The following is a 12418-nucleotide window of genomic DNA, read 5'->3' on the forward strand; positions in this document are numbered from 1 at the left end:
AGTTGAACTTATGAAACTCGTAAAAATCGCTCTTATCGTCGCTGTTGTAGCTATTGCTCTGTTCGCGGCAAAACAAACTGGCATTCTTGAGATCATCACAGATATCAAGAGCCTACAAGATTGGATCGCAAGCTTTGGCGTTTGGGGTTACGCAGTATTTGTTGCAGCATTCGTGTTTGCATGTGTGTTCCTATTGCCAGGCAGCGCATTCACCATCGTGGCAGGTATCGTATTCGGTCCTATCAAAGGTGGTGTTTTAGCGCTGTTCTCAGCAACGCTAGGCGCAGTTGTTGCGTTCATCGTTGCTCGTTTCCTACTACGCAACACCATCATGAAGAAGTTTGGCGATAACCCAATCTTCAAGAAAATCGATGATGGCGTAGCAGCAAACGGTACCAGCTTCTTGATCCTAACTCGTCTTGTTCCAGTATTCCCATTCAGCCTACAGAACTACGCTTATGGTCTAACAAGCCTAAACTTAGGTACTTACGCTATCGTTTCTCTATTAACAATGGCACCTGGTGCTTTCATCTTTGCTTACATGGCAGGTGATATCGCAACAAACGGTGTATCTGCGATGCTGCTGGTTAAGTTTGCCGCTGCTGGTCTGATCCTGTTTGGTATGTCGCTGATTCCAAAATACATCGCGAAGAAAAAAGGCATCAACATGGAAGAATTAGCGAAGTAATCCGGTCTATCCATTATTGAAGCCAAAAGAGTGTGACTTTTCAGGAGTTGCACTCTTTTCATTGCTACTGATTTGCTCACACTTTGTCCTTAAATTGGTGACTCTTAAGACCAAAAACTGACGTGGATTGGTATCACCTCACAAGGCGAGTAATTCTCTGAATCTATTATCAATTTCGCGTTGATAATGGAGCAAGATAGATTACTATCCATCTAGAGGGAACGGAGCTTCCAGCGTGGTTTATACCCATAGTTTTAGTGCTGAAAACAAACGATTTTCATCGCATTTTTCATCGCATGGGTATACAGAGCTCCAAAATGAAAACAAAGATAAATAAACACGGATTACGTATGAAAAAGCTACTTAGCACCATTGGCATTTTAGCCACCACTTTTGCCACCTCCTCTTTCGCCGCTTCTCACTCAGAAGAATGGCAAAAAATCGAACAACAAGCTGACGGTCAAACCGTTTATTTTCATGCTTGGGGTGGCAGCCAAGAGATCAACCGCTATCTCCATTGGGCACGCAAAGAGCTTAAATCTCGCTACAACGTGACGCTTAATCACGTCAAAGTCACTGATATTTCTGAAACCACTACTCGTCTTATTGCTGAAAAAGCCGCAGGAAAAAACAGCGGCGGCAGTGTTGATATGGTTTGGATTAATGGTGAAAACTTTAAATCAATGAAAGACAACCAACTGCTGTTTGGTCCTTTCGTAGAAGGCTTACCAAATTGGCAATATGTAGATAAAACTCTACCTGTTGACGTCGACTTCTCAGAGCCAACCGATGGCCTAGAAGCACCTTGGGGTGTCGGCCAACTCGTATTTATTCACGATGAAGAAACTCTGAATAACCCGCCTCGCTCTTATGCAGAAATGCTGAGTTACGCTAAAGCGTTTCCGAACCGTCTGACTTACCCTCGCCCGCCTGAGTTTCATGGCACCAGCTTCATCAAGTCTCTACTGATTGAGTTGAGTCACAACGATCCAGTGCTGCAAAAACCAGTAACGGAAGAATCATTTAAAGCCGTCACACAACCACTATGGGCATACCTAGATGAGTTCCATAAAGTGGCATGGCGCGGTGGTAAGCAATTTCCTGGCGGTACTGCCGAGTCCATTCAACTGTTGGATGACGGTCAAATCGACCTAGCGGTGACCTTCAACCCGAACGCGGTTTTCTCTGCGCAATCGAGCGGCAACCTTGCAGAAAGTACGAAAGCGTATGCGATGGATGCAGGGGCACTGTCGAACATCCACTTCTTGGCGATTCCTTGGAACGCAAATGCCAATGCAGGTGCACAAGTTGTTATAAACTTTTTATTAAGCCCTGAAGCGCAATCTCGCAAAGGTGACATTAATACTTGGGGTGACCCTTCAGTGCTAAGCAGTCAATACCTAACGGGTACGGCTAAGAATACCCAGCAATTCAAATCTATCGAGGAGCCACATCCTAGTTGGCAAGCCGCGCTAGAAAAAGAATGGCTGAAACGTTACGGGAATTAATACACACCCATGTTAAGAGCGCTGTATCTAGTTATTATCGCAGTTTGTATATTACCAACCATTCCGGGGTTGCTCGGAGTGGTGGTCTCTGCGCTCGGCTATGTCCCTCCGATTGGTCTTCACCACTTCTCGCTGGATGGCTTTAGCGCCGTCTTCGATTGGGAAGGCGTATGGACGTCCATTGGCCTGACTTTCTATTCCGCCATTTTCAGCAGTTACCTTGCTTGCTTAATGACGTTTGCGATTCTGCAAGCTTCTTGGGGGAGTAAATTCTGGCGTAAGATCGAAGTCAGTCTTTCCCCACTTCTCGCTATGCCACATGTGGCGTTTGCGATTGGTTTTGCTTTCCTATTTGCGCCGACTGGCATGGGTGTTCGCGTACTCAACCAAATGTTTGGTTACGATCCAAATGCCCAAACAGTGAATGACTTAGCACTGCTGATCAAAGACCCATACGCACTGGGTTTGATCATCATGCTTGCCATTAAAGAAGTGCCGTTTTTATTATTGATGAGCATTCCTATTCTTCAGCAATTAAAAGTTGAGAAGATTGAAAAAGTGAGCCATTCGATGGGTTACAGCTCCGCGCAAGCGTGGTGGAAATGCGTTTTCCCACAATGGTTAGCGAAGCTGCGTTTCCCTATGTTGGCCGTTCTAGCTTACAGCTTATCGGTTGTTGATGTGGCGCTAATTATTGGCCCAACCAACCCTCCTACTTTTGCAGTGTTGGTGTGGCAATGGTTTAACGATCCTGACTTATCCCTGCTACCAAGAGCGGCGGCAGGTGCAGTGGTGTTATTTGCCATTGCGAGCACCTTAATTGGTTTTGCTCGACTCGTTGAATGGACCATCACTAAAGGCTTTAAACGCTGGCAATACTCTGGTCGTAGCGGCTTCCACTTACCGGGCAAAACCTTGTTCTCTATGATTGCCTTGCTCGCACTGTTAATGGTGCCACTTATGGTGGTTTGGAGCTTCACTCAACGTTGGCGATTCCCTGACTTATTGCCGAGCCGTTATAGCTTACGTTTTTGGGAATACGAGTGGCAAAGTATTCTTGGCACGCTCGAGCAAAGCATGTTGATTGCGGTGATCTGTGCGTCTATTGCCCTTGTACTGGCGCTGACTGCTCATGAATACCGATTACGTTACCGCTGGCAGGTGCCGGGATACATCATTGCCGTGCCAATGTTGATCCCCCAGCTATCGGTGTTGTTTGGTATGCAAGTCGTCACGCTGTATCTCGACAGCAACGCGTACTTCTTCTGGGTATGCTGGGCTCACGTGTTCTTTGCGTTCCCGTTTGTTTATCTGTCCTTGGATGGTCCTTGGCGCAGCTTCGACAACGGTTTAACTCGTGTTGCCCTAAGCCTTGGTAAATCACCGATGCAGGCTTGGCTAAAAGTCAAACTGCCGATTCTTCTGCCAGCAATCGCTTTTGCTTGGGCGGTGGGCATCAGTGTTAGCTTGGCGCAATATCTACCAACACTCGTGCTGGGGGCCGGTCGCATCAGCACCATAACAACAGAAGCAGTCGCCCTATCAAGTGGCTTCGACCGTCGTGTCACCGCGATTTACGCAATTTGGCAAGCGCTCTTGCCGTTAATGTTCTTCTCTTTTGCGATTCTACTTAGTCGTTTACACGTTAAGTATCGCCGGTTGTCTATTAAAGGTTTACTACCGAATGAGTCTTTGTCTCGAAAACCTCGCCATCCGTAAAACCAATGGCGACACACTTTTCTCTGCCTTCAACATGACGGTAGAGAAAGGTGAAATTGTTACACTGATGGGCCCAAGTGGCTGTGGCAAATCCACCTTGTTGGATGCCATTGCTGGTCACCTGTCTTCCGAGTTCGACTATTCAGGCTCAATCACACTCGATAATGAAAAGCTGGATGCTTTACCTGCGCACAAACGTCAGGTGGGTATCCTATTCCAAGATGACTTGCTCTTCCCGCACCTTACCGTGTGGGAAAACCTTGCGTTCGCACTACCCAATTCAATCAAAGGGGCTGAGCGTAAAGAGCGCGCGATGCAGGCTTTGAAGCACATCTCGCTAACTAAACTTGCAGAGTCTTTCCCTGACCAAATCTCAGGCGGCCAGCGCGCGCGTATCGCTCTCACTCGCATGTTGTTAGCGAAACCGAAAGTTGCATTGCTCGATGAGCCATACAGCAAGCTGGATAAAGATCTTCGCGTACAGTTTCGTAACTGGGTCGTGGAGCAGCTTCAACAAGCCAATATTCCTGCTTTAATGGTGACTCACGATGAAGACGATATTCCAGAAGGCAGTCGCTGCCTGAACTGGCCTTGGGAGACAAGTCATGCTTGATAGCCTGAGTATCAAAATCATTAAGTGGCCATTGGCACAGAGTGCGAAATTGATTGATAAATGTGGCGTGACAGCTAACCAAACCACCTTGTTTGGCTTCGCCCTTGGCTGCTTTGCGCTTCCTGCCTTGGTAGCAGAGCAATACACGCTTGCATTAGCGTTTATTCTGCTAAACCGAATTTGTGATGGATTAGATGGTGCGTTGGCAAGAATTCAAGGCATCACCGATGCGGGTGGCTTCCTTGATATTAGCTTAGACTTCTTGTTCTATTCTCTGATTCCATTTGGCTTTGTACTAGTAAACCCAGAACAGAACGCCGTTGCGGGCGCGTTCTTGATCTTCTCGTTTATTGGTACAGGAAGCAGCTTCTTAGCATTTGCGATCATGGCGGGTAAACGTGGTATCGATAACCCGGTCTACAAACACAAGTCGCTTTACTACATGAGTGGCCTAACCGAAGGCACAGAGACCATCGGTTGTTTCGTTTTATTCTGTTTATTCCCACAACACTTTGCTTTGATTGCGTATATCTTTGGTGCGGCGTGTTGGTTTACCACGTTGACGCGTATTTATTCCGGGTTTCATACACTCAAAAACCGTTAACATCGATCAAAAATCTACGTTTTCTAGAGGGAGAACATCACTAAGCCACTGTTTCTCAACGCATCAAAGCACATGCAAAATTGAGGTATATACTCTTTTTCGGAGGCTATATGAAACAATACATTAAGCTAGGCATGTTACTCAGCATTTCTTGTGCGGTCGTACTTGGCGGCTGTAGTTCACCTAACCCATACGGAGATGCATACGGCTCGTCCGACACTCGTAAAGTTCAGCAGGTTTACTACGGAACGGTAGAAAAAGTTGAACCAGTGACCATTGATGCCTCTACCCAATCCAACGCCATCGGCACAATCGCGGGCGCCGCTGTGGGTGGTATTTTGGGGTCGAAAATTGGGGGTGGTTCCGGCTCGGATATCGCAGCCATTGGTGGTGGTTTGTTAGGTGGTTACGCAGGTAGTAAAGCCGCCGAAGCAACCGCAAAAAGAAATGGTGTGAACCTGACTATTCGCTTAGAGGATGGAAAGATCATATCTGTCGTTCAAGAAGCAAACCCAAATATGATTTTCCAGCCAGGGCAAGCCGTCCAAATTAACATGTCTGGTAATGACGCAAGGGTTGTTCCTCGCTGAGTAGAGCACGATTCGTCCGCTCTGTTGGTTTGCTGTTTTGGTTCAACAATGGCTAATCCGCGCAAGCATACGTTACTTACTCATAGGCTTGCGCGTTTCTTTCTGTATCGAGTTTGATCGTCGTCAATGGAACATCAATCTCTCGCACCTTTTGATGTTCAAATGACATCAGGTTGCTAGCATGAGCCCATTCAAGATAACTCTGGGCTTGTTATGACTCCTACTGTCGACCATGTACTTCTCAATATCGCACTCAACTTGAGCTCAAATCGCTCTCATGAGCAGCAATACCAAAACCTGATTGATGGGGTAGCATAAGTGTTCCCTTGTGATGCAAGCTGTTTGTTTATCTTCGATGAAGATGGCTTCCTGACGCCAGTCGCAGTAAAAGGCCTGTCGAGCTCAGTACTCGGTCGCCGTTACTTTCCTAAAGCTCATCCACGCTTAGACGCCATTATCCACAGTCGTGAGCCCGTTCGCTTCGATGCCGACTGCGCCCTACCCGACCCATTTGACGGGACATTATTGACCGAAGATCAATGCATTGATGTCCATGACTGCATGGGCTTTAGCTTGTACGTCGAAGGACAACTTGTTGGCGCGTTAACCATGGATGCGCTTGCTGTTGGCGCGTTTGATCATATCGACCCAGTAGCTATCGAAACCTTCGCGGCACTAACGGCGGCAACACTACGTAACATTGCGCAATTAAAAGCCCTTAAAGCGCAGAACCAGAAGCAAAAGAGCGTCACGCAAACCCTGATCCAACAGGCACGCTCACAACACGGTGACATGGTTGGCTTAAGCCCACAAATCAATCAATTACGAAACAACATTGCGACCGTTGCTCAGTCGGATTACGCAGTATTAGTAACAGGAGAAACAGGAGCGGGTAAAGAGCTTGTTGCTCACTCCGTCCATGCTCAATCTCACCGTAATGATAAACCGATGATTTACGTAAACTGCGCAGCCCTACCCGAAGGTCTGGCGGAAAGCGAGCTGTTTGGCCACGTAAAGGGCGCTTTTACAGGAGCCAATAGTCATCGTGCAGGTAAGTTTGAGCTAGCTGACGGAGGTACAATATTCCTCGATGAAGTCGGTGAATTGCCATTGATTTTACAGGCAAAACTACTGCGTGTTATCCAGCAGGGCGAGTTGCAACGAGTGGGCAGCGACCAACATTTAATGGTCAATGTTCGCATCATTGCTGCCACCAACCGCCAATTAGATAAAGAAGTGGAATCAGGTACATTCCGAGCAGATTTGTTCCATCGCTTAAACGTATTCCCAATTAAAGTACCACCATTGCGTGCTCGTGATGGCGACATTCCAGTACTTGCAGGGTATTTGTTGGAAAAAGTACGCCAGCAATTTAACGCGCCAAACCTTCACGTGCACCCTAAGGTACTGACTCAACTAGAATCTCTGCCTTGGTACGGTAATGTTCGTGAGCTTGAGCACACCTTAACGCGCGCGGCGTTACATGCCATTCAACAAGGCGCGAGCACTATTATGCTCAGTCATTTTGATACTTCACTGGCACTGGATGATGTAAAAAACACATCACATTACTTGCCGAAAGAGAGTCAGCCAATGCGAGAGCTAGTAGAGAACTATCAGCGTGACTTAATTGAACACGCTTTAAGTCAAACCGGTGGGGTTTGGGCAAAAGCAGCGGAGTTTTTACAAATGGATCGAGGCAACTTATATCGCATGGGTAAAAAGCTCGGCATTAGCAAATAGAAGCCACTACTTCGCTCTCTTCTCTTGAAGGGACAGAAACTTACGTCTTAAAAAGATAGATTCCGGATGGCTCGCTTAGGCTTGTCCGGAATGACTCCTAGCCCGAAGCAGAGTGAGCCGACGAAAGAGCTCAATCGGGAATCTCTTGCCTACACAAAACCACACTAACTTTTCTCCTGTTTAACAAGCACTTCCACTATCGCCCGTTAAAACGTTTCTCGCGCGTTGCTTTTCTCATCACATCTGTATTTTCGTTGTCATTTGCACATCATTCGTGTTGTCACAATCACATCAATCACGCACTTCAAAAGAAGCAAAATCATTTAAAATCAATAACATAACAATTGGCACGCATTCTGCTGTAGAAGGAAAAACAAAACGACTATTACTACAATCACTGGAGAACCCAATATGTTCTGTATTCAATGTGAACAGACAATCCAAACCCCAGCTGTAAAAGGCTGTTCTTTCGCACAAGGTATGTGCGGCAAAACTTCAGAGGTATCCGATCTACAAGACGTGTTGGTTTACACTCTGCAAGGGGTTTCTTTTTGGGCAGCACGCGCGCTTGAATTCAACATCATCAATGATGAAATCAACCAATGGGCTCCAAGAGCATTCTTCTCTACGTTGACTAACGTAAACTTCGATCCTGAGCGTATCCTTGAGCTAACTTCTCAAGCAGCAACATACAAAGCACTGCTAAAAGACCAAGTCATGTCTGCCGCAACACTTGCTGACGAAGTCGTATTGAACGTACCTAACGTTGCGAACTTCGAGCTGCCAAACAGTGCAGAAGAAATCCTAGCATTTGCTCCTCAAGTGGCAGTAAACCGTGGTAAGGACCAAGTACACGAAGACGTCATCGGCCTGCGCCTACTTTGCCTGTACGGTCTAAAAGGTGCTGCAGCGTACATGGAGCACGCACGAGTATTAGAGCAAACCAACAATGACATCTTCGCCGAATACCACGAAATCATGGCTTGGTTAGGTACTGACCCAGAAGATCTAGGCGAACTGCTAGATTGCTCAATGCGCATCGGTCTTATGAACTACAAAGTGATGGAAATGCTGGATCATGGTGAAACAGCAACGTTCGGTCACCCAGAACCAACCACTGTTAACGTTAAGCCAGTGAAAGGCAAATGTATTCTTGTTTCTGGTCATGACCTTCACGACCTAGAAAAAATCCTGCAACAGACTGAATGCAAAGGCATTAACGTTTACACCAACGGTGAAATGCTGCCTGCACACGGTTACCCAGAGCTGAAGAAATACCCTCACCTAGTGGGTAACTACGGTAGCGCTTGGCAGAACCAACAGAAAGAGTTCGCTAACTTCCCTGGCGCGATTGTGATGACATCAAACTGCCTATTGAACCCGAATGTTGGCCAATACGCAGACCGTCTATTCACTCGTAGCATTGTTGGCTGGCCGGGTGTCGCTCACCTAGAAGGTGATGATTTTAGCCAAGTCGTTGAATGTGCATTAGCGCAAGAAGGCTTCCAGCATGACGAAATCGAACACAACATCACTGTTGGTTTCGGTCGCAACGCACTAATGAACGCAGCACCAGCGGTTATCGACCAAGTGAAGCAAGGTAACATCAAACACTTCTTCCTAGTAGGTGGTTGTGATGGTGACAAAGCAGAACGTAGCTACTACACCGACTTCACTGCAGAAGCGCCAGAAGATACGCTAATCCTAACACTGGCTTGTGGTAAATACCGATTCAACAAGAACACATTTGGCGATATCAATGGCATCCCTCGTCTATTGGATGTAGGCCAATGTAACGATGCGTACTCAGCAATCCAGCTTGCACTGGCGCTTGCGAAAGAGTTCGATTGCGATATCAACGAGCTTCCTCTAACGCTTGTTCTGTCTTGGTTCGAGCAAAAAGCGATTGTGATCCTACTTACGCTATTCGCACTAGGTGTGAAAGGCATCTACACAGGCCCAACAGCACCTGCATTTCTAACGCCAAACTTGATTGCGATTATCCAAGAGAAATTCGATATGCGTAGCATTGGTAATGTTCAGGATGATCTTAAAACCATCCTAGCAGCGTAATCGCCTCGCTTATCACGCGCCTCCTTAATTGGGGGCGCTTCTATCTATTGAGTACTCGATAACCAAAGAGATTGTTATGTTTTTTGAATGGCAAGGCAGTCAACCTGTCACATTACGTTGTGTAGACAAATACCATGAAACTGCTGATGCAGTGAGCCTCAAGTTGGCAGACCTGTCAGAGTCGCTCTTGTTTGAATTTAAAGCCGGTCAGTTCATCAACCTTGGCGTTGAAATCAATGGCAAGATGGAGTTTCGTGCTTACTCTCTCAGCTCTCTTTCTGGTGACGGTTGCCTGCAACTGACGATAAAGCGTGTCGAAGGCGGTAAGGTATCCAACTACATCATCGATAAGCTTCTCATTGGCGATACGGTTCAAGCGCTTCCACCAACGGGTGATTTCAACTGCATTGATCATCCACCAATCGAGGTCAACGGTAGAAAGAAAGCACTGCTCATTAGTGCGGGCTGTGGCATTACGCCTGTATTCGCGATGGCAAAAGAATGGCTAGGCAACGACGCTGGTGTTGATATTGAGTTCCTGCACATTGCCCGTTCTAAGCCGGAAACCATCTACTTTGATTTGCTGGAGACCTACCATTCGGTTTATCCAGATTTCAATTTGAAACTGCTACTGAAAAACCGTGGTGAAACGCTTTATCCAGAAGGTCGTTTGAATACCGAGTGGTTAAAAGAACTGGTGCCCGATTTTAAACAGCGCACGGTTTATCTCTGCGGTCCAAACCAGTTTATGCTTGATGTTCAAGGCTACTTGAGTGCACTTGGCTTTGATATGGCGAACTTCTTCCAAGAAAGCTTTACTCCTGCAGCCAGTGAAGAAACTGAAGTGTCAGATGAAACGGCCAGTGTGTCAGTTCCAGACTTTGCCCAAACGATCGATGCGCAAAAAGGCCAAGTCCTTGCCGATGTGTTGGAAGGTGCTGGATTACCGTTGATCGTCGCTTGTCGAAGCGGCATTTGTGGCTCTTGTAAGTGTAAGGTTCGCAAAGGCAGCGTTTCTTCAACCAGCCTAGAGACATTGACCCCAGAAGAAATTGAGCAAGGCTATGTACTCGCCTGCTCTTCGACGATTGAATCCGATCTTGAAGTTCAGATTGGTTAAAGCCGTTGTTACGAACATTAAAAAAGCGCCGTACTGGCGCTTTTTGTTTATAAAAAAATGTTATTAAACTCAGAAGTTTCTTTATCTAAACTCAGCTAAACAACAAAACCTTCAGTGCAGCTTCGCTATCCACATCCATAAACTCTGGCGGGTTATCCAAACGCTCGCGGAATGTCAGCTCAGGAGCTTCTTCCTTCATGCTTTCAATCAAGAAATCACTGGTCACTGATGGCGAGTTAACACATGCTAACACCTGGCCACCTTCTGCCAACAAATCTGGCAAACGGCGTAGAATCTTTTTGTAGTCTTTGGTTAACGCGAAACTGCCTTTCTGGAATGACGGCGGATCAATGATGATCATATCGTACTGACCGGACTTCTTAATCTTGCCCCACGACTTAAATATGTCGTGTCCCATAAAGCTCACTTGGTTGATGTTATGACCATTCAGCTTATGGTTCTCACGGCCTTTAGATAGCGATGCTCTCGCCATATCCACGTTAACCACTTTATCTGCGCCACCAGCAATTGCAGCAACCGAGAAGCCACACGTGTAAGCAAACAGGTTAAGTACGTTTTTGTGCTTCGCATTTTCACGTACCCAGTCACGACCGTAGCGCATATCAAGGAACAGACCGAAGTTCTGGTTACGACCGATGTCTAACTGGTACTTTAAGCCACTTTCTTCAACCACAGGTCGAGCATCTAGCTCACCCAACAGAATTTCTGAAGGTGCGCCGTCAGCATAACGGTGTTGAATCACGATCGTACGCCCCTGTTTCTCTGCCCACAGATCAGATTCAGCAAGCGCGTTCAATCCTGCTTTTAATTCGCTAAGAAACGTCTCATCCACTTCTTTAAATAGGTTGATGATCAACTGACCTTGTAACCAATCACACGTGATTTGCTCTAAACCTTCGAAGCGGCGACCGCGACCGTGAAACAGTCGGCGGATTTCGTTGGGAGCTTGTGTTAGCTCGGCTTCTAAATGCTGAAAAAACAGCGGAAGTTGTGATGCTTGCATCGAATTCTCTTATTCGTTTTCTTGTGATGGTTATTTAATCGTAGGCCAGTTCAGCTCCCACGGAGAGAGCCAAGTGTCGATACCTTGGGATACCGTTTCATTGTGCCATTTGCTGCCAAGTGCTTTGTGTTCACGCGGGTCGCAAACATAGCAATGTATCTCATCTTGATACGGAAAACACAGCGAAAATGCATGCAAGTAGCCACGGTCGGCCTCATTGCCCGAGTTATAAATAGGATCGCCAACGATACCTGAACCCACTGACTTTAATGCCACGCGAATTTGGTGCGTTTTGCCAGTGTGTGGCTTACATAAAAACAGGCGCTCTCCCGGCTCTGCTGCGAGGGAGAAGAATTGAGTAATCGCAGGATTCGTTTTGCTGTTAACCAGCTTCCATGAAGAACGGCGCGAGCGTTCCATGTCACCCACTACCAGTCCTTGCTTCTTCTTAGGCTTTTTCGAACCAATCGCAAGGTAGAACTTCTCAACTTCACGATCTGCAAATGCTTGCGACAACGCACTTGCTGCTTTTGCGTTGCGACCCAAAAGCAAAATTCCAGACGTCATTTTGTCGAGACGGTGGATAAGATACAACTGCTCATCACCACTCTGTTTCGCTACTTCTTGCAGCAACATGGTATCACCATCGTCCTTATGTACTGAGACGTTGGGATGTTTATTGATGATCAGAAAATCTGGATGGGTGTGTAGAATGTCGAACATAAAAAACTGGCTC

Annotated in this window: 10 protein-coding genes and 1 pseudogene; 9 read left to right on the top strand and 2 right to left on the bottom strand. The window is 46.7% G+C overall.

Features of this window, described 5'->3' with window-relative positions; all coding sequences use genetic code 11:
- The first annotated feature begins 10 nt into the window (after positions 1-10).
- The 9 genes and pseudogenes from QTO06_RS16165 (at position 11) to QTO06_RS16205 (ending at position 10658) form a co-directional block, all read left to right on the top strand.
- Positions 11-688 (top strand): TVP38/TMEM64 family protein, encoded by a 678-nt coding sequence (locus QTO06_RS16165; RefSeq protein WP_331408920.1) that lies wholly within the window; start codon positions 11-13, stop codon positions 686-688.
- Between the two features lie 350 nt (positions 689-1038).
- Entirely contained in the window at positions 1039-2196 is a 1158-nt protein-coding gene (locus QTO06_RS16170) for an ABC transporter substrate-binding protein (RefSeq protein ID WP_038889474.1), read from the top strand.
- 9 nt (positions 2197-2205) lie between these two features.
- Positions 2206-3915, top strand: a complete 1710-nt coding sequence (locus QTO06_RS16175; protein ID WP_331408922.1) for an ABC transporter permease — start codon at positions 2206-2208, stop codon at positions 3913-3915.
- On the top strand, positions 3881-4528 hold the full coding sequence (locus QTO06_RS16180) for an ATP-binding cassette domain-containing protein (protein ID WP_005425724.1): 648 nt from the start codon (positions 3881-3883) through the stop codon (positions 4526-4528). Before QTO06_RS16175 ends, QTO06_RS16180 begins: the two co-directional genes overlap by 35 nt.
- Positions 4521-5132 carry a CDP-alcohol phosphatidyltransferase family protein gene (locus QTO06_RS16185; protein WP_331408925.1) on the top strand — a complete coding sequence of 204 codons (612 nt, stop codon included), beginning with the start codon at positions 4521-4523 and terminating at the stop codon, positions 5130-5132. Before QTO06_RS16180 ends, QTO06_RS16185 begins: the two co-directional genes overlap by 8 nt.
- Before the next feature lie 110 nt (positions 5133-5242).
- The gene (locus QTO06_RS16190) at positions 5243-5722 is read left to right on the top strand and encodes a glycine zipper 2TM domain-containing protein (protein WP_331408927.1); all 480 of its coding nucleotides are present in this window, start codon (positions 5243-5245) and stop codon (positions 5720-5722) included.
- A 213-nt stretch (positions 5723-5935) separates the two neighbouring features.
- Positions 5936-7465, top strand: a pseudogene (norR, locus tag QTO06_RS16195) (nitric oxide reductase transcriptional regulator NorR).
- A gap of 411 nt (positions 7466-7876) precedes the next feature.
- Positions 7877-9538: a hydroxylamine reductase gene (gene hcp / locus QTO06_RS16200; protein ID WP_331408929.1), complete on the top strand. Its 1662-nt coding sequence runs from the start codon at positions 7877-7879 to the stop codon at positions 9536-9538.
- 76 nt (positions 9539-9614) lie between these two features.
- Positions 9615-10658, top strand: a complete 1044-nt coding sequence (locus QTO06_RS16205) for a hybrid-cluster NAD(P)-dependent oxidoreductase (RefSeq protein WP_331408931.1) — start codon at positions 9615-9617, stop codon at positions 10656-10658.
- 91 nt (positions 10659-10749) lie between these two features.
- Here the strand turns inward: QTO06_RS16205 and QTO06_RS16210 are convergent, their stop codons facing one another.
- Positions 10750-11682: a class I SAM-dependent methyltransferase gene (locus QTO06_RS16210; RefSeq protein ID WP_331408933.1), complete on the bottom strand. Its 933-nt coding sequence runs from the start codon at positions 11680-11682 to the stop codon at positions 10750-10752.
- A gap of 30 nt (positions 11683-11712) precedes the next feature.
- Positions 11713-12405: a TIGR01621 family pseudouridine synthase gene (locus tag QTO06_RS16215; protein WP_331408935.1), complete on the bottom strand. Its 693-nt coding sequence runs from the start codon at positions 12403-12405 to the stop codon at positions 11713-11715.
- Between the last annotated feature and the right edge of the window lie 13 nt (positions 12406-12418).

This window comes from Vibrio sp. M260121, assembly GCF_036533715.1.
Classification (GTDB): domain Bacteria; phylum Pseudomonadota; class Gammaproteobacteria; order Enterobacterales; family Vibrionaceae; genus Vibrio.